We start from the raw sequence: 15892 nt of genomic DNA, 5'->3' as shown, positions 1-15892 counted from the left end.
TCATTACTCACCGTTTAAAAGTTCAATTAACTCCTCACGATTTAAGCTACTATACCCTTTGAGACCTTTCTCTTTCGCTAATTCTTTCAATTCTGTAACAGTAAGCTCATTTAAGTCGATTTGTTGTTTTTGTGGCTCATCAATAGATACGAAGTCTTCATATCTCAACAATCGACTTCCGTGTTCTTCTGATACATACCAAACATGACCAGTCTTGTTATTTTTAATCCACATCATATCAACTCCTATAAAAGAGAATAAGAGAGCTATATAAGCCCTCTTATGGTTGTTTTTTATGCGCGTTTTGCACTCAATACTGCTAATGCTTCTGGACGTGTTACCTTCGCGCCGTATAGATGGAGACCTTTCACCGCATCAGCAAATCGTTTCTCTGGACGGTATCCTTCAACTTGAGTTGCTTGCTCCGCATAAGACCAAGCAATATTATGACCAGCAATAATTTTCGAATTTTCAGTTGCGCCTGTTCCTGTTTTTGGTGCATTGTTAGATTTTAATACAAGGAAACCAGCAGCTTGTCCGATTACACCATTTAACAAACGCTGATCAGAAGGTAAGTTCCCTGCTTTTACAAAACGGTCATCCTTTAGCATCATACCTTCATACCAAGGTGGTAGAACAACCCATCGACCTTGCTCTGGCACATCTGCTTCATCTAATTTCACTGATAGATCTACAAGGTATTCATACGCATCGTTTTTTGTCGGAACAACAGGTGTCGCATCATTACCAATCACATGCGCCGCTTCTACATAATGAGATGCAATAAACTGATCTGCTTGATTTCGCAATGCATAAGCAGCTTCTTTCATTGCTTCATCCATTAACTTAGGATTTTGCTGGATTTTATCAACATCATCAATTTGGAAGTTGAAAAATTTAGATTGATCGATAACAAGATTACGAGTAGCATCCGTTAATGTTTCTGGATCACTCATATTGCCATTCTTCGTGTAGTTACCAACTGTCACTTTACCGATGTTATTGATTTTAACTGTATCTCCAGCAGCTTTAATCTCACCTTCATAATCTCGGTTAATAATTCCTGGTTGTCCAAATACTAATGTCTTTTGTAAATTTTGAAGTAAACGAGCACTCCAAATTGTTGGGATAAAATTATTAATTGCCATAGCTTACCGCCTCCTATTGTCCTTTTAAGAATTTTTCAACTTGCTCCCAATTTTCATTAATTTCATCAGGAGTCATTTTTTCAATAATTTCTTTTGTTAAGGTTTTCCCTGGATCAGCTGGTGGTTTTGGGTCACGTCCACCTTGCTTGAATTTTTCTTCAACTGCTTGTTGTACCGCTAACGAAAATACTTCCTCTAATACGCCAAGACCTTGAATTGTCGTCTCTTCATCACTCCCAATAAAGTAGTCAACTAACTTAGTAGGTAACTCCTTTTCGGTAGCGATAGATAACGCTTTGTTTTTAAGAGTCTCTTTATGTTTTTCTGCTTCCAGTCGCTCAAATTGTTGTTTAAGACTACGTAATTGCTTTTGGTCTTCCGTTTCAGCAGGAAATCGTTTTGCAATTTCATCTTCAATCTTTTTCGGAAGCGTTTTGTTTTCATATGTTTTAATAGCATCCGTTACTCGTGTATCAGTGAGCGATTGTAACCACTTCTTCCCACTATCATCATCATTTACAAACGATTGAACTGCTTCAAGTGTGATTTGCAATGGTTCTGGATTCGGTTCTGGTGTTGGCGTAGGCGTAGGGGTTGGATCTGGATTAGGGTCACTGAAATACTGCATGTTCCCTAATCTTAAAACTGGCTGATGCATTCTTCTATATAATGATAATTTCATATCGTAGTATCCTCCTTGCCCTTCATAGTTGCTTATTTAGCCCCTATTGAAGTTCAATGTTTTTAGCAGTTTAAAGTCGTACTTAGGACAAAATAAAAAGCACCCGTTATAGGATGCTTAACTGTTGCGTTTTATTTTTAAAATTGTATCCAATCCATTTATAAATTTTTTCAAGTCGTTTTTGATTAAAAAACGTTTGATTAGGATACCACTTTTCTAACTCATTGTTATGCTTACTACTATTACAAAATAAACAAGCAGGAATGATATTTTGTTTTGTGTAACTACCACCTTTACTAAGCGGTATTACGTGTTCCTGATATAATTCTTCAGAAGAATCACAATAAGAACACTTATGATTAAAATATTCAAGCGTTTCTTCCCAAATCCTTATATCATAATTATCAATTGCTTGCTTTTTACGATGTTTTCTACGTTGACAATTTATAGCATTTATCCGTTTACCATGTTCAGTAGCGTAATACCTTTTTCTGTATTCTGTATTGTATAAACGGCTTTTTTCTTTTTGTTCAGGTCTTCTTCGTATTTCTTTTTTATATTCGGAGTAACATCCTTTGCATTTCGAGTAATAACCATCTTTATTATCATTGCAAACAAAAAAATCGCAATACGGTAATTCCATTCTGCACTGCGTACAAATTTTATACCCCTCTTTTGTTCGAAAAACCTTATTAGGTTCTTTTACACCATAACTTTTACTGCCTAAACACACTTTGCATCTTGAAGCACAGTTATCCTTCGTTTTGTTTGTGTAATGATAATATTCTCTCGTTGCTGGTAATTCTTTCTTACACCCCAAACAGACTCTAAACATGAAAAAACCTCCCGAATGGTTTTCCCGATGAATAAAACAGGAAACGAAATCGGGATTTCGTCTTTCAATATAGGTAGCTAATCTATATCTATCCTGCACTTCAATTATACCATATTCAGGAATTTAATCGCTCTCTTTTCCAATCATCAAACGCTATTTTTTCTAGTTCATCATGTTGTGGTTTTTCAATACGTTCTACTGAATAAGTTAAGAAACATCTGCAATTAATTGAACTGGATGCAGCAGGTAGTAATGATGGCGCAGGACCTTCACTTAATCCGTCATTGAACATTTCATGAACAGGAATTTTTTTATTATTCAGCATACGATGATTCGCAATCCCTTTTCTGCCTTTAGCAGGTCTGACTCGTTCATCCTCTAAAGTGTTCCATTGTTTCATCATTATGATTCCCTGCTTATCCGCTTGTTTTACCGCATCAAATTTCGCACTCTCGACAGCGCGATGTCCCTCTGTTCGAACAATACGAGTAGCTTTGACAACATCGCCCTCTAATGAATCTTTTAAGCGTTTTGCCATAATAGCATATGTCTCATTCTCCTGTAAGCCTTGTGTGACTTCCTGCTGGATCTTATGAATGATATCAGCCCGGTTCTTTTCTAAACGAGCTTTCAGTGTCAATCCTGCTACTGGATTCTGTAGCATTGCAGTAAGTGATTCTGGTCTCACGGATGCATATCCTAGTTTGGTAAGTGTAGTTGTTTCTACACCCCATGCTGTTAGGTGGTATCCATCTTTATATACTTCTCCTAACACTTTAGTCATGTGTTTACTGACTTCTTTATGATTAACTCCCATAATCCAGTTAATCCGTTTGTTCAGCTTATTCAGCCGATCATATTTGAGCATTTCTTGAAGTGTTAATTCTCCGTTTTGCTCATACTTTTCATATTGCTCTGCCATCAGTTTTCTAATCTCAACTAATGTTTTAGCATATTGACGAGCAATTGCCCGTTCTGCTTTTTTAATTAATTGACCGATACGCCGATTAATCAACTTGAAGATTTCGAACAGATTCATATCAAATCACCTACTCAATGTCCTCGTCTTCATCTTCTTTTGGTAAATTATCTAAATCAATTAACCCCTCTTTTTCTTCTTCCATCAGTTGCAACTCATAATCGACATCATCAATGTAAGGTATTTGCTCCAAAACTGTTCTGTCACTATGAATACCTTTTAATTTAGATGCGAAATCGGCAACATATAAGAGGTCAATCGGAAGATTTCTTTTAAACTCCCAAAAAACATCTAAATAATTGATATGGATCTCTTTCTTTGTCCATGCACTACAAAGAACTTTAAATTGTTCACGCAGACCCTTACCAAACTTCCTCGCCTTTGTTCCGGCTTTATTCTCAAGTTCAATAAGTTTCCATTTACGACTTTCTCCAGTTTGTGCAGATCCAGAAAACTTCTCATCTGCCATATCAACAGATGCAGAGAACTTGTGTATATCCTCGTTCAAGTTTTTGCGTGTATTTTCCACAAAGGTATCATTGATATTTTTGGTAATAAAATCTACGTCACCATCTTCAGGGACTTCAAACGCACCCGTTTGCTTCGCATTATCAATTACATCCTTATCAACGCTTGTACCTTTAAATTTCATATATGCATTAGCAAATGTCTCTACTTCATTTACTGAATCACTACGATTTTTATCATATGCATCAATTAAAGCTTCCACTTTTTCGAAATCACCTTTTTCTTCATTGTTGTTTTGAAAAAGGATAACCGGAACATAATTAAACATGTGAGATTTTACCTCTTCATTATCTTCCTGATCTGGAACAAATTTACCATCCTCATTCTCAACGAAAAAGTAGATATCATTAGAGTCATACCACTCTACTTTCGTGCGTTCCTTTTGTTCGTTACCGACTATGATAGGAATCTTATAGTAACGGATAGCATGACTAATTTCATTCTTATCTTGGATAAATACAACTTCCCAAGGGTTCAGATTCATAACCCGCTCAGTTCCACTTTTATCAACATATAGCAGCCTTGCAGCATAACCACAAATACTAGTTAATTTCCCTAACTCACTGTCTAAATCATCCATAACATTAAGAGTATTAAAGTTAGCAAGATGTCTACTAAAAGTCTCATGCTTTTGCTCATCGTATTTCATCTTATCAATTTGATATGAAATTGGTTTACCAAACAAATAACCAACTGATTGATTGATAATGTAACCTCGATAATCATGAGGTAGTTTATTATTTGGTTTCTTCGGGTCCGGCATAGAGCGCTTTTGTATCTCCAACCCCTCTTGGTCATAACGATTGTATAGACTTAAAGTCGCATTTTTTGAAGCAGAATGTAGTTTAATTATTTCCTTAATCACATCACTGGTCGGATTGTTAACTGTCATTCTAATAGTTGACCTTTTCATCATTTCACCTCACTTTAATATAGAGATGGCACTGCTTTCGCTTTTACATTACCGAATAGGATTGTATTCACAAAATAACGGTCGCTATCCATTTGGTGGTCATTTTGCTTAATTGGTTTATCTTCACCGCGTTCCATCGCTTTCTCATCCCATACATAAGAGGAGAATTCACGCAATGTCTCTTTACAACAGTCACAGAATTTAATCAATTCGGTTGTTAATGAAGTTGCTACATTTCGTATTCCATCTAATACATCGTTCTTTGCTTTCTTCACTTTCCAACCTTTTTGCTTCAGTAAAATAATAAATGAACTTGCAGAAGGGTCCACGATAATACGTTTGGTTAGACCATTTGCAAATTCAACTAAATCATCGTAATATTGATCATCTGTTTTCTGCACATTCTTTTTACGTGCATCATGATGATACTCCTTCACCTTATACCAGATACCACCGCATAAGCCCCATAAACCAAATGCCATAGGGTTCTGTGTACCATAGTCACAGGCGATATAATACTGCTCATATTTTCTTGGATGCGATGGTACAACATGCTCATCTTTATTAAACATGCTGTATATTAAGCCCTCTGCCATTACCCATAATCCCAAGATATAGCGCTGATAGAATACGCCACTAAACATACGCTTGAAGCGGTCTTTTACTTTCTCAGAAAGAGATAAGTTATCATCCATTGTGAATTTCAAGTGACAAACTAACTTCTCTTTTTTCTTATCGATAAGTTCTGTTTTCACAAAGTGATATGGTGAACCCGGGTTACAGTTCATAAATACCTTTGCTCCATCAACAGAACAACGCCCAATCATTTGATCTATAAATGATTTGGGGAATAGAGCAGCTTCATCTGCTAATGAGCCAGCAGCGGTTAACCCTTGCAGTGTATCCTGTGAGTTCTCCTTATTAGCTCCGAATAAGTAGTACGTATTCCATCCGATTTGCAGATAGTTTTCTGAACGATTGTAATCATATCGCCATCCCCATGCTGCAAGAATCTGAATCATCGGATTGATAACGTTACGCTTTAATGAGCCGATTGATTTACCAGCAATAATAAACGACTCACCTTTAAACTTTTCTTGTGACCATTGCAGGAAACTACATATCATGGATATTGTTTTACCGGATCGTATCGCTCCATCAGCAATTACAATATCATGGTCCTTATAGGGAGAATGGTCTCTCCACCACCATAACAGCTGTAATTGCTTATCTGAAAAAGGTTGAAACTTAAAGGATTTGGTCTTTCGTTTCTTAATCCTCGCCATCTACATCACCAAACACCGCTTTAATTTTTTCTGGATCAGGAGCAGTCGCTTGTAAGAAATCTTGAATTGCTTCTGCATTATCATCATCTTCATCACCAGTTAAAGCCGTTATTTCTGCTTTCTTCTTATCAATATCCAACCTCATCTGTTCAAGTTCTAAACGACGTTTATCATCCTTATTTGCTAAATCGTCAAACTGTTTGATTAAGGAAGATAAGGTACTCATTGCCCTGGACTGTGCATTCATAAATGTAGCATGACGGTCCCATGCGAATTGAAACTCATATTCCTCTTCAGTCGGTATTGTTGTAATAGCATTGTTGTCATCTTGAAACACTTCAGATCTGGTCTTTTTAAGTTCTTTAATCATTTCTTCTTTCGATTCAACGAACATTACCCTTTGCGCCCTGATAATGGCAACATACTGGATTGATATATTTTCCCATAGCATATCTAATGGTTCCTTTGCTGCAATCTCTTCCATAAGTTCCATAACTTCCTCTGGAAAATGTTTGCGGAAAAACCCATGAGTTACTGCATTATCATTTCTTTCCGGCGCACCGTGACCAACTGCGTTCTTGTTACCCCATTTAGGGTTCGTATTCCCTCGATTACCTGCTGCGTTTGCATTACCCCTTGGAGCGCCACGCTTACCCTTCTTACTGGAGTACTCCGCTTTTTCTACTGGAGTACTCCGCTCGTTTCCTCGGAGTACTCCGTCCAACTGCTTCACCCAACTATCTTTCGTTTTCCATCCACCAACTGTTTTTTCAGATACAGTTTTTTCGGATGTTGAAAGCAGTTCAGCTATTTTACGATTGGTTATGTTCCCATTATGTTCCTTATAAATTTCAAACGCTTTATCTCGCTCCACGCTTCTTCTGCTCACGTCACACCACCACACCCCCTCTTAAATAGTTGGTGTAGGTACGTATTGCTATTTCATCCCACACCTCTTATATAACCCATCAATACGCGTAAGGAATGCTCTACGTTTTATCACGGGTAAAATCACCTTACCTTTCACGATTTTCGTGTAATAAGAAAAAGAGACTTTCAGATGACGTGCTAATTGTTCATCCGTCATTTCTAAGTCTCTTTTGGCCACTTCTATTTGATTTTGAAATTGTTGGTTATTCATAACTAATAGTCCCAAACGCTACCCCGTTATCTTTCAGCACTTGATAAAGTACTTTACCAACACGATTAATCATATCTTCATCTTGTTCTGTATATCCTGCTTCAAAGAATACACCATGCAGCATTTCATGAATGAATGTTTCTTCCTGGCGATCAACTGGTAAATCTGCATCAATTTTAATAATTAACTCGTCATATAATATTTGTCCAATGACGCCATGTTCTTTTGCTAATCCTTTTACTTTAACTACTTTGTATTTCACTCCACTGATTTTCCAATACGCTTCTTTCATCTCTCACTCACCTCTTCGCTAATCGCTAAATGAATCATATTTTTTAAAATTTATACCGAAAACTAATTTATACAGGGAAATTAATATTTCATACACAATGTTTTCTTTCTAGTTTACATAATTATTGTTATAGGCAGTTCTTAAAAACCGATATTATGGGAAATCGTTGATACCACTTACTTCCCGTAACATATAATTCCAGTTCTTTATGCATGATTTTATACATAGCGTAGTTTAGCGGGTTTTCAGCACCTAATCACCGTTATTTCCTGCATAAACTTCACCTTGTTAACTATCTATATTTTCGTTCGGTTTTCGGTCTGTTAAACGGATACGTTTCATTTACTAAAGCTTTTCTTAGTCGTTCCATCACATCAAGAACTTCTTCCTTCTGATTTAGAATGTTTTTAACTTTACTTCCATGTACTTGAAAATTGATGCCGTCGCGACCATCTTCAGTAATACTAAATAAAACATCGTGTTGACTCATGATTCCCCTCCTCTATTTTTGAATGAAACTTCACATTGCAAGAGATATCCCTCTAATTCCCAAATCTTATTCGTAATTCGGTCTTTGCAGATTTCGATACCGATATTCACGTCATAATTGGCAGGATCAACACACGCGCTAGACTCCGTTAAAATGAATCCATTCGGTAATTTAGCAACTACCACAGTGCATTTACCATGAAACTCTTCTACTGTGAACTGTGTTCGTTCTAAAATACTATCAATTTCTTCCTTAGCGATTGTATTTTTTACCTTTTGTTCTTTCTTTTGCGCTTTAACCATTAAATTGTTTACTAATGCAATCTGTCCTGCTGTGACAGCTTCTTCAATACCAATTTCTCCATCTTCATCTCGTTGTTTAATTAACTGCACACCAAGTTTCTCTTTAATTGATTCTAATTCTGATAATTTAATAAACGTCTCTTTCCCCATCTTATTTATCCCCTTTCACGTGATAATGATATTCCAATAGACCTAAGTCATTCGTTGCGCCGAAGTTTAAAATACGGATACCTTTTGAAAATTTATGATTAAGATTTTCATTGTATGTTTTTAAATAATACTCCATCTTAGGAATAATATTTGTAGTGGGATTTACAATTAATTCCGTTGATGGAAAACCTTCCATGAATATTTCAACAAATACATATTCTGCTTCATTCTCAAATGCTTCTTTAAAGACTTTTTCAAGTTGTTCTCTATTATTCATTATTCAACCACCATCCAGTCGTCCGCTAACATATCAGATTGGTACGCTTGAGCAGGAGCAACACCGCCCATATCTTTTAAAACCGCAAAAATAGTTGGACCTAAATAAAATGATGTCTTGTATCCTTCGTCCTTTGTTTCATTAAGATATGGTTTATTTGATAAAAACCAATAACCACCCCAAATAGCACGAGTTACTTTCTTGCCTTTCTTTAATGCATTTATCGCATCACCAAAACTTAAACCTTCTTCGATAACAGTTGTATATCTCACTTGTTTTCCCTCCTCTATTTTCGTTCGTTGTGTTCGTTTGTTTTGTTAGAATTACTTACCCAACAGATAGTCCACCCATTCAACTTGTTTCTTCAATTCCTCATCAGGCATATTCTCTAATCCTTTAAGAGTGTAATCTTCTCCAAACTCTTTTCCACCATCAATGACGAATTGAATCATTTCTTCTCTAGTCATGTTCTTATTACCCCTTATCTTTCCTTAACAACAAACAAGACGCCCACCAGATCACGGCAGCGCCTACGATAATTGCTATTATTTTAGTCATGATTTAAATCCTGAGATTTGATTCGGCACTATTAATACGTTGTGCAATTGTATCAGCATGAACTGAAATCTTAGTTTGAGGGAAACCAGAAAACTTATTAGTAAGTCTCTCCAACTTCTCCAATGCGGCCACACATTCATTAGCAGCAGCAGTTAACTCTGCAATATTTTCATTAGCTTCTTTTGTATCAACGTCTACTTTTACAGCAACAGTATTCTTTTTATCGTTTTCCATTAATTCCTTAACTCCTGCCGTTTTTGTAGCTTTATATCCGTGATCTTTAGCATATTGCTCAATGAAATCGTACATTTTTCTAACTTTAGATTGTTCTTCTGGTGTACACTCACCTTCAATTACAATTTCAAACTTAATTGTTCTCTCTTCCATCATTCATCCTCCTAATTGCTATTGGTTTAATCACTATTCAATCACTAGTCCTAATTCACGTTGAACTCCAGAGAACGAGTATCCATATGCATAACCTACAATACGAATACCTGCAGCGTATCTATGCTCTAAATCTTCATTGTAAGTTTTCTTGTAATACTCTAATTTAGAAACGATATTATGTTTATCATTAATAATTACCTCATCACTAGGGAAGCCATCCATTTCAATCTGTACAGCTACATAGTTAGCCTCTTCACTTGCTGCTTCATTAAAACATTGTTCTAATCCTTCTAATGTTAATTCCATCCTTATCCTCCTAACCAAATGTCCATTTTGTTTAATATGCGGGCAAGGATTTGCGCCTTGCATGACAATGATTATAGTGTCAGTTTATTAAACCCGTTAACAAGGTTCATTGTCAGAGTGATAACACCGCACTCCACATCGTTACATGTGTTCGTCTACCTATTCCGCCACCGCATAAATGTTTAATGTGTAATTTCTATATAACAAAGAAAAAAGCACCCGTTATGGATGCTTGTGGTTTTAAATTATAAGTTTTCTTTAATCATGCTAACCATATAATTTATTGCTTGCGCTTCATCTCTTGAACCTAATTCTTTAAATTCAATAAATAGTCCATCGTCATTCATACAACGTGCGCCGCCATAATAAATACTATTAACATCAGAAAGTTTTATTTCCCAGTATTCAATTCCATTACTGCTCTTAACCGGGTACATGAAAGTTTTTAATACATAAATTGGCTCCATTTTATCTCCTCCTTTCCCAATCTATCTATTCGACAGAAAAGAAGAAAATCCTACAAAACAAAAAGCCATCACCGCAAGGTGACAGCTCCTAAAGGGGAAGAGAGATAACAAATGGCAATAAGTATCTCTTAGATTGATGTCAAGATTATTCTTAACATTCTCCAAACCACCGTATCAACTAGTATGGCTACACGCCCTGTGTTCGGTGACTGGGAGAAGACTAAGAATCTTCTCGTTTATACTCCGTGGAGTCGGCTACTTAATGTCATTTTCACCAATTTCTTTTACACAATGTGATTATATCCAAGACGCATATCTTTCTTCCGGCGCCTTGTTTGAACCAACACACAAGACTGAGGGGAATGTTCAGCTGTATTGGCTCAAACAAAGAGCGGAAGCTCTCTGCTCGTTTAATCGTTTAGAAGAAGAACCTTGACTTACATTAGTTATTGTCGTGAGCAACTCCTAATAAATCAATTGTCACTTCTTTTATGACATGAAGTTCATCCAATCTAACTGACCATCATCCAATTTGTAAAAAGATCCTATAACAAAGAAAACAAGAAATCCACATGACAGGTGTGGTTTTACTACCTATGAGCCTACAAACGAAAGGCGGAACGCTTATACACTCAATAAGAAGTAAAACAGCATGACGAATGCGAGTTATCTCACACCCGCCACACTGGAATATGTTTTAGCTAGTTTAAGGGAATCTTACCACCCTTACGGCGAGATTCTTACCGCCCATGCCTGCCCTTCCGCAGTATACGTTAAGGTGTACTAATCCTCTTCGTTATGCGGTTTTCAAAGAGCTTGTACATTAAGAATACCGTTGATTTCATTAACAAAATTCCCCCTTTTTATCCCCTATTTTGTCGGGATTTTCTCGGTGTTTTTCAGTTTTGTATTAGTGTTATAGTTTCCCAAATTTCTACTTTGTCATATCCAACATTCATACCGTTTGCTCTCAAACCCATAATTGCTTTATTTGCATCATCTTCTGTTTTAGCGATAGCTATATTACTTTTTCTTGCAAAGGTATCTAGTGTATAAATAACATACATATAGTTCATACTCTTACTCTCCTTCTCTTGAAAATTAAATCATCCCTAATGCCGTAGCAATCAATCTAACAGCATTCTTTTTCTTCACGTAGTAAGGATCTTTTTTAATTAATAATTCATTGTAAATATAATCGTCTGTCAACTTCTTATTGCTTAAATACTTCAGCTTAATGATATTAGCTTCATCTTCATCCAAACCATAATCCAACACCCTCTCTACCTGTCTAAACTTGATTTCATTAATATGCTTCGTATCTCGAATTTCGGGGAATGGGCTAACACCTTCTCGTTTTTGTTCAGCTTTATTTTCAAGACAAACCTTTAAAGCTCTGTAATCCTTTAAAATTTTTACAACTTCCTTTTGTACCTTCTTTTCTGTCTTTTTATCTAGCTCTGGAAAGAATGCTAATTGCTCCATCTGTAATCCCCCTATTTCTGAATTTGTCTTTTTAACATCACATTAGGTACGTGAAATTTTAATGATTGTCTACTGAATAAGGGAAACATGCTTAGTAAAGTAGCCCCCACCAATCTACTCTGCATGGTTCCGTTATCCATTAAGCTGTTGTTCTCTGTAAAGCTGACATCCTCTTATCCTCATCATGAATAGCCCATCCTTCTTCTAAATGTTGTATTAACTCACGATACTTAAATACATCGAATATCCAAACATACTGATTACTCCCAAAACCCAGCTCTTTCATATACAGCATGAATTCTCTTGTACCTTTGTATCTTGGAATCATCTACTCAGCTCCCTTTATGATCTTGTCCATTCACCTAACTTCTTGTCCCATATCACAACGATTAACTCCTGTTTATTTAAGTACTCCCATAACTTCTTACGTAACGGGAACCCTTCATTGATTGCCTTCTTATGGCCTTTAACATCTACAACCTCTACACGCCCATCTGAGTACGTTACTTTAAAGTCTGGTGTAAACCTCATAGCTGCCTTTTTCGACTTCCCACTCTTTGTTATACTGCTTTTAATCGTGAATGTTGGGATTAGTTCGTATTCGGGATGAACATCTATTTGCAAGACGTCACCCCTTGTTTTTAGGTACTTATAATAGTCGCATTCTGTTTTGCTATCGAATTTTATATCATCATATATAACTTCTTTACTTCTAATCTTCGGTTTCGTTGCTTTCTTTCGTTTCTGCTGTTTTCTTTTCTTAATCAACTAGTAACCTCACTTTCTATCAAAGGATTATTTTGTTGAAAATAGTACTTCTTTTAATTTACGTAGTTCTATCAGTGACATCTTATCGACCGTGTCTTTTAATTCTTTTCTTAATTGGACTCTTTCTTTACCACGTTCAATCATTTCCCAATATTCGTTTTCTGTAAGATACGCTTTATAATCATCAGCAAAACCGCTTCTATGAAGAAAATCTTTTTGACTGAATTTATATGGTGATCTATCTTCTACACCTTCTGGATTAGCATAAAAGCTTGTGCCATTTGCTTTAACAACAATCCACTTTTCTAAATTAGCCTTAGGTTTTGAGTACCAACCACCTAAATTAGTAACGAATATTTCCTGACCTTCTATTATTTTGATTTTAGCCATTTTTCTTCTTCCTCCCCTGAATAAAACTCAATATTCCGTCAATACTGTAGACAACCCATTTCTTAACCTGAGCAGTTAGCTTTTGCTAGCTGCTCTTTTATTCTTCTTCATATCCCATCCTTAAACCAATAAACTTCGCTATATTAACCGTCAATCCGTTGCCAGCCTGTGCATACAATTGATTTGGCGATGTTACTTCTTTAGCACGATCAAAGTATTCGTCAGGAATCCCTTGTAATCGCCACGATTCTCTTTCTGTGAGCCAGTATAACTTCCCGTCACGTAAAGTAGTTTGTTCCCTGGATCTAAGTAATGTTTGCGCTACACCATGCCCTATGCGACCTCTGCGTGTCTTAGATGTTGGTACTGCTATATTAATAGCGTCACCGACTACACCGATGTCATATCCTTGTTTAGTGGCCTGTCTTACTTTTACATAATCTTTCGTTACTTCTAAAATGCAGCTGTTCTTTTCTGTATCAACTAAATATTCGTCGGACACCTGAACCTCTAAGATATCCTGCAATGAATATTCTTTTCCTCCTTTGAGGGATCCCAACCTCTGTTGAGGTGATAACATCCCATTCCGCATCATACCCGACTCCATCCATTTCAGTGAGAATACGGGCAAAGTCCCATCCTTTATTGACTGATAATGTGTTATCAACGTTTTCAAAGAGCAGGTAGGCAGGTTTCTTATGTTCAGGTACTTCTTTGATGAGCCGGATAACTTCTGTAAATAATCCGGATCGTTCTCCTGCAAGTCCTTTTTGCTTTCCATTCTTTGATATATCGGTACAAGGGAACCCTGCACACCAAATATCAGCTCTCGGAATATCAATTCCTTTTGCATATCTGATATCATTTTCTGCCCATTCCCCTTCCGTGCTATGCATAGTTGCATATGTTTTTCTTGCTGGGCCATTAAATTCGCAATAGCCAACACATTTATGCCCTGCCTGTTCCATCCCGATACGTGTCATACCAACACCAGCGAACCAATCTATAAAAGTAAGACTCATATCACCACCTCGCTTTCTGCTAAAATAGCGTTTTTGTTTAATGACGGAAATTTAAATATTTTATGTTGCCGAATATTGTTTTCTTCACCATTACAGGTTTACCGTCTACAAATATTGGTTTAAGTGATTTTTCAAATTCAGAACCATCTACAATCTCCCTAACCCATTCTCCGCTCGTGAATAGTGAATACGGATTCGGTCTTTTGAAATAAATTTCCATACAATCATCAAAGACCTTTGTAATGATGGCTTCCATGCGACAATATTTAGCGTATTGACCAATCATTAAAATACCTCCAAAATAACGCTTTTGTTATAAAATGTTTAATCTACCTTTTGACCACAATTAGGACAAAAACTTAAATACGGTTCATCACTCAATAGATAATCAGTAAAATTCACTTCAAATTCGCATTCGCAATGTTCACATTGACCTTCCATGTTCATTCTCCTTTTCTACAAAATTCAAATTTGATATTAATATCCGCTTGCTAACCGATCATAGTTAACCTGATTCTTATCGAAATACGACTTTTCCATATCTTCATAGGTCATTCCTAATTTCATTCCAATTACTAACAAGCAAGATAACGAGATTCCATAATCTGATATTTTATTTAATTCCGCTTTGTATATTTTTTTGAATAGATTATGATAACTAACATCTTCAGAAATCATGTATTTTACATCATCGACCAATACTTCTTTTGCAAAATCACTTGAAATTATTTCTACATGCCCGTACTTATTACCCAAACTCGCCATAAAGTGCATGCAATCCGCCCATTCATCGTACTGACGCGCCTTGTCATCCTTTTTGTTCTTTTTCCAATACTTGAAGAACCCAATCTCATTACTTAACTCACCTAACTCCGTATATAACGCCTGTGTCACGTCTCCAGTTAGGTTTTGCCCTTGTAATCCGTGAACCTCAACAACTTTACGATCTAACTTATCTTGCGCTTCAAATATCTTCTGAATGTTTAACATTTCCTTGCCCCTTCCATCTCACAACTAAGTTTTGTAATCTATCTCTTTCTTCCGTGTGGTGCTTGTAATGTGACTTCGCTATTTGCAATTGCGCTTCTAAATTATTAACCTCGCAAAACCATTTACTAGCTTGTCCTTGTTCGTGATTCAGCGCTTGTTCATACAGTTCGATATGTTCAGCCTTCATCCAAACACCCCTTCATAGTCCTATTGCTTTCATAATCTTGCCGATGTTTTCATCAAAACCAATCAATGGTTTATAATCCGTCGAACCCTCTTCCGGGTTGATAAGAAAAGTAGGTAATGAATTAGATTTCAATTTTTTCGTAAGAAATTCCATATCACTTTCATTTTCATCCACATTTCTTTCAATTAACTCAAATTCAATTCCTGGCGGCGTATTATTAAGCATCGCCTTTGCTCTCATACATTTTGAACATGTATTACCCGTAAACATAATGATCTTAGTTTCCATTCTTTTTACCTCTTTCCA

27 protein-coding genes and 1 pseudogene are annotated in these 15892 nt (G+C 36.3%); all 28 read right to left on the bottom strand.

Annotation, left to right across the window (positions count from 1 at the left end; translation table 11 throughout):
- Nucleotides 1–3 precede the first annotated feature (3 nt).
- Nucleotides 4–234, bottom strand: coding sequence for a Rho termination factor N-terminal domain-containing protein (locus tag KI356_RS05110; RefSeq protein WP_212934946.1), 231 nt, complete (start codon nucleotides 232–234; stop codon nucleotides 4–6).
- A gap of 59 nt (nucleotides 235–293) precedes the next feature.
- On the bottom strand, nucleotides 294–1148 hold the full coding sequence (locus KI356_RS05105; protein WP_212934945.1) for a phage major capsid protein: 855 nt from the start codon (nucleotides 1146–1148) through the stop codon (nucleotides 294–296).
- Between the two features lie 13 nt (nucleotides 1149–1161).
- Complete coding sequence (locus KI356_RS05100) at nucleotides 1162–1830, bottom strand: DUF4355 domain-containing protein (protein WP_212934944.1); 669 nt, start codon at nucleotides 1828–1830, stop codon at nucleotides 1162–1164.
- A gap of 106 nt (nucleotides 1831–1936) precedes the next feature.
- Nucleotides 1937–2665: an HNH endonuclease signature motif containing protein gene (locus tag KI356_RS05095; protein WP_212934943.1), complete on the bottom strand. Its 729-nt coding sequence runs from the start codon at nucleotides 2663–2665 to the stop codon at nucleotides 1937–1939.
- A gap of 115 nt (nucleotides 2666–2780) precedes the next feature.
- Nucleotides 2781–3680, bottom strand: coding sequence for a phage minor head protein (locus tag KI356_RS05090; RefSeq protein ID WP_238486171.1), 900 nt, complete (start codon nucleotides 3678–3680; stop codon nucleotides 2781–2783).
- A 34-nt stretch (nucleotides 3681–3714) separates the two neighbouring features.
- Nucleotides 3715–5085, bottom strand: coding sequence for a phage portal protein (locus tag KI356_RS05085; RefSeq protein ID WP_212934941.1), 1371 nt, complete (start codon nucleotides 5083–5085; stop codon nucleotides 3715–3717).
- A gap of 14 nt (nucleotides 5086–5099) precedes the next feature.
- Nucleotides 5100–6371: a PBSX family phage terminase large subunit gene (locus KI356_RS05080; protein WP_212934940.1), complete on the bottom strand. Its 1272-nt coding sequence runs from the start codon at nucleotides 6369–6371 to the stop codon at nucleotides 5100–5102.
- Nucleotides 6358–7260: a phage terminase small subunit gene (gene terS, locus KI356_RS05075; protein ID WP_212934939.1), complete on the bottom strand. Its 903-nt coding sequence runs from the start codon at nucleotides 7258–7260 to the stop codon at nucleotides 6358–6360. Before terS ends, KI356_RS05080 begins: the two co-directional genes overlap by 14 nt.
- Before the next feature lie 48 nt (nucleotides 7261–7308).
- Nucleotides 7309–7527, bottom strand: a complete 219-nt coding sequence (locus KI356_RS05070) for a helix-turn-helix domain-containing protein (RefSeq protein WP_212934938.1) — start codon at nucleotides 7525–7527, stop codon at nucleotides 7309–7311.
- Nucleotides 7505–7804 carry an ImmA/IrrE family metallo-endopeptidase gene (locus KI356_RS05065; RefSeq protein ID WP_212934937.1) on the bottom strand — a complete coding sequence of 100 codons (300 nt, stop codon included), beginning with the start codon at nucleotides 7802–7804 and terminating at the stop codon, nucleotides 7505–7507. Before KI356_RS05065 ends, KI356_RS05070 begins: the two co-directional genes overlap by 23 nt.
- Nucleotides 7805–8096: 292 nt before the next feature.
- Complete coding sequence (locus tag KI356_RS05060) at nucleotides 8097–8294, bottom strand: hypothetical protein (RefSeq protein ID WP_074585901.1); 198 nt, start codon at nucleotides 8292–8294, stop codon at nucleotides 8097–8099.
- On the bottom strand, nucleotides 8291–8596 hold the full coding sequence (locus KI356_RS05055; protein WP_074585910.1) for a Gp49 family protein: 306 nt from the start codon (nucleotides 8594–8596) through the stop codon (nucleotides 8291–8293). The genes KI356_RS05060 and KI356_RS05055 overlap by 4 nt, the downstream gene beginning before the upstream one ends.
- A gap of 151 nt (nucleotides 8597–8747) precedes the next feature.
- Nucleotides 8748–9023 carry a hypothetical protein gene (locus tag KI356_RS05050; protein ID WP_212934936.1) on the bottom strand — a complete coding sequence of 92 codons (276 nt, stop codon included), beginning with the start codon at nucleotides 9021–9023 and terminating at the stop codon, nucleotides 8748–8750.
- Complete coding sequence (locus tag KI356_RS05045) at nucleotides 9023–9295, bottom strand: Thoeris anti-defense Tad2 family protein (RefSeq protein ID WP_100635114.1); 273 nt, start codon at nucleotides 9293–9295, stop codon at nucleotides 9023–9025. Before KI356_RS05045 ends, KI356_RS05050 begins: the two co-directional genes overlap by 1 nt.
- A gap of 51 nt (nucleotides 9296–9346) precedes the next feature.
- Nucleotides 9347–9490: a hypothetical protein gene (locus KI356_RS05040; protein WP_193434168.1), complete on the bottom strand. Its 144-nt coding sequence runs from the start codon at nucleotides 9488–9490 to the stop codon at nucleotides 9347–9349.
- A gap of 94 nt (nucleotides 9491–9584) precedes the next feature.
- Complete coding sequence (locus KI356_RS05035) at nucleotides 9585–9968, bottom strand: hypothetical protein (RefSeq protein WP_000392742.1); 384 nt, start codon at nucleotides 9966–9968, stop codon at nucleotides 9585–9587.
- A 33-nt stretch (nucleotides 9969–10001) separates the two neighbouring features.
- Nucleotides 10002–10277: a hypothetical protein gene (locus KI356_RS05030; protein WP_000424058.1), complete on the bottom strand. Its 276-nt coding sequence runs from the start codon at nucleotides 10275–10277 to the stop codon at nucleotides 10002–10004.
- A gap of 245 nt (nucleotides 10278–10522) precedes the next feature.
- Nucleotides 10523–10744, bottom strand: coding sequence for a hypothetical protein (locus KI356_RS05025; RefSeq protein ID WP_212934935.1), 222 nt, complete (start codon nucleotides 10742–10744; stop codon nucleotides 10523–10525).
- Nucleotides 10745–11643: 899 nt separating this feature from the next.
- On the bottom strand, nucleotides 11644–11820 hold the full coding sequence (locus KI356_RS05020; RefSeq protein ID WP_212934934.1) for a hypothetical protein: 177 nt from the start codon (nucleotides 11818–11820) through the stop codon (nucleotides 11644–11646).
- Between the two features lie 25 nt (nucleotides 11821–11845).
- On the bottom strand, nucleotides 11846–12229 hold the full coding sequence (locus tag KI356_RS05015; protein ID WP_212934933.1) for an ArpU family phage packaging/lysis transcriptional regulator: 384 nt from the start codon (nucleotides 12227–12229) through the stop codon (nucleotides 11846–11848).
- A gap of 139 nt (nucleotides 12230–12368) precedes the next feature.
- The gene (locus KI356_RS05010; RefSeq protein ID WP_212934932.1) at nucleotides 12369–12557 is read right to left on the bottom strand and encodes a hypothetical protein; all 189 of its coding nucleotides are present in this window, start codon (nucleotides 12555–12557) and stop codon (nucleotides 12369–12371) included.
- Nucleotides 12558–12571: 14 nt separating this feature from the next.
- Nucleotides 12572–12997: a DUF1064 domain-containing protein gene (locus KI356_RS05005; RefSeq protein WP_212934931.1), complete on the bottom strand. Its 426-nt coding sequence runs from the start codon at nucleotides 12995–12997 to the stop codon at nucleotides 12572–12574.
- A gap of 27 nt (nucleotides 12998–13024) precedes the next feature.
- Nucleotides 13025–13387 carry a beta barrel domain-containing protein gene (locus KI356_RS05000; protein ID WP_212934930.1) on the bottom strand — a complete coding sequence of 121 codons (363 nt, stop codon included), beginning with the start codon at nucleotides 13385–13387 and terminating at the stop codon, nucleotides 13025–13027.
- 97 nt (nucleotides 13388–13484) lie between these two features.
- Nucleotides 13485–14355: pseudogene (locus tag KI356_RS28120) on the bottom strand (DNA cytosine methyltransferase).
- 91 nt (nucleotides 14356–14446) lie between these two features.
- Nucleotides 14447–14695 (bottom strand): hypothetical protein, encoded by a 249-nt coding sequence (locus KI356_RS04985; protein WP_212934927.1) that lies wholly within the window; start codon nucleotides 14693–14695, stop codon nucleotides 14447–14449.
- A gap of 191 nt (nucleotides 14696–14886) precedes the next feature.
- Nucleotides 14887–15399 (bottom strand): dUTP diphosphatase, encoded by a 513-nt coding sequence (locus KI356_RS04980; protein WP_212934926.1) that lies wholly within the window; start codon nucleotides 15397–15399, stop codon nucleotides 14887–14889.
- Nucleotides 15374–15586: a hypothetical protein gene (locus KI356_RS04975; protein WP_212934925.1), complete on the bottom strand. Its 213-nt coding sequence runs from the start codon at nucleotides 15584–15586 to the stop codon at nucleotides 15374–15376. The genes KI356_RS04980 and KI356_RS04975 overlap by 26 nt, the downstream gene beginning before the upstream one ends.
- A 12-nt stretch (nucleotides 15587–15598) precedes the next feature.
- Nucleotides 15599–15874, bottom strand: coding sequence for a glutaredoxin family protein (locus KI356_RS04970; protein WP_212934924.1), 276 nt, complete (start codon nucleotides 15872–15874; stop codon nucleotides 15599–15601).
- Nucleotides 15875–15892: the final 18 nt, after the last annotated feature.

Origin of the sequence: Bacillus hominis, assembly GCF_018332515.1 — a bacterium.
In the GTDB taxonomy this organism is placed as follows: domain Bacteria; phylum Bacillota; class Bacilli; order Bacillales; family Bacillaceae_G; genus Bacillus_A; species Bacillus_A hominis.
This window is presented reverse-complemented; position numbering and strand designations above follow the sequence as displayed.

What these genes read in the sequence shown, in the direction of transcription:
- KI356_RS05110 (WP_212934946.1), bottom strand. Translation starts at nt 234, where the DNA reads ATGTGGATTAAAAATAACAAGACTGGTCATGTTTGGTATGTATCAGAA.
- KI356_RS05105 (WP_212934945.1), bottom strand. Translation starts at nt 1,148, where the DNA reads ATGGCAATTAATAATTTTATCCCAACAATTTGGAGTGCTCGTTTACTT.
- KI356_RS05100 (WP_212934944.1), bottom strand. Translation starts at nt 1,830, where the DNA reads ATGAAATTATCATTATATAGAAGAATGCATCAGCCAGTTTTAAGATTA.
- KI356_RS05095 (WP_212934943.1), bottom strand. Translation starts at nt 2,665, where the DNA reads ATGTTTAGAGTCTGTTTGGGGTGTAAGAAAGAATTACCAGCAACGAGA.
- KI356_RS05085 (WP_212934941.1), bottom strand. Translation starts at nt 5,085, where the DNA reads ATGAAAAGGTCAACTATTAGAATGACAGTTAACAATCCGACCAGTGAT.
- KI356_RS05080 (WP_212934940.1), bottom strand. Translation starts at nt 6,371, where the DNA reads ATGGCGAGGATTAAGAAACGAAAGACCAAATCCTTTAAGTTTCAACCT.
- KI356_RS05065 (WP_212934937.1), bottom strand. Translation starts at nt 7,804, where the DNA reads ATGAAAGAAGCGTATTGGAAAATCAGTGGAGTGAAATACAAAGTAGTT.
- KI356_RS05060 (WP_074585901.1), bottom strand. Translation starts at nt 8,294, where the DNA reads ATGAGTCAACACGATGTTTTATTTAGTATTACTGAAGATGGTCGCGAC.
- KI356_RS05055 (WP_074585910.1), bottom strand. Translation starts at nt 8,596, where the DNA reads ATGGTTAAAGCGCAAAAGAAAGAACAAAAGGTAAAAAATACAATCGCT.
- KI356_RS05050 (WP_212934936.1), bottom strand. Translation starts at nt 9,023, where the DNA reads ATGAATAATAGAGAACAACTTGAAAAAGTCTTTAAAGAAGCATTTGAG.
- KI356_RS05040 (WP_193434168.1), bottom strand. Translation starts at nt 9,490, where the DNA reads ATGACTAGAGAAGAAATGATTCAATTCGTCATTGATGGTGGAAAAGAG.
- KI356_RS05035 (WP_000392742.1), bottom strand. Translation starts at nt 9,968, where the DNA reads ATGGAAGAGAGAACAATTAAGTTTGAAATTGTAATTGAAGGTGAGTGT.
- KI356_RS05030 (WP_000424058.1), bottom strand. Translation starts at nt 10,277, where the DNA reads ATGGAATTAACATTAGAAGGATTAGAACAATGTTTTAATGAAGCAGCA.
- KI356_RS05025 (WP_212934935.1), bottom strand. Translation starts at nt 10,744, where the DNA reads ATGGAGCCAATTTATGTATTAAAAACTTTCATGTACCCGGTTAAGAGC.
- KI356_RS05020 (WP_212934934.1), bottom strand. Translation starts at nt 11,820, where the DNA reads ATGAACTATATGTATGTTATTTATACACTAGATACCTTTGCAAGAAAA.
- KI356_RS05015 (WP_212934933.1), bottom strand. Translation starts at nt 12,229, where the DNA reads ATGGAGCAATTAGCATTCTTTCCAGAGCTAGATAAAAAGACAGAAAAG.
- KI356_RS05010 (WP_212934932.1), bottom strand. Translation starts at nt 12,557, where the DNA reads ATGATTCCAAGATACAAAGGTACAAGAGAATTCATGCTGTATATGAAA.
- KI356_RS05000 (WP_212934930.1), bottom strand. Translation starts at nt 13,387, where the DNA reads ATGGCTAAAATCAAAATAATAGAAGGTCAGGAAATATTCGTTACTAAT.
- KI356_RS04985 (WP_212934927.1), bottom strand. Translation starts at nt 14,695, where the DNA reads ATGATTGGTCAATACGCTAAATATTGTCGCATGGAAGCCATCATTACA.
- KI356_RS04980 (WP_212934926.1), bottom strand. Translation starts at nt 15,399, where the DNA reads ATGTTAAACATTCAGAAGATATTTGAAGCGCAAGATAAGTTAGATCGT.
- KI356_RS04975 (WP_212934925.1), bottom strand. Translation starts at nt 15,586, where the DNA reads ATGAAGGCTGAACATATCGAACTGTATGAACAAGCGCTGAATCACGAA.
- KI356_RS04970 (WP_212934924.1), bottom strand. Translation starts at nt 15,874, where the DNA reads ATGGAAACTAAGATCATTATGTTTACGGGTAATACATGTTCAAAATGT.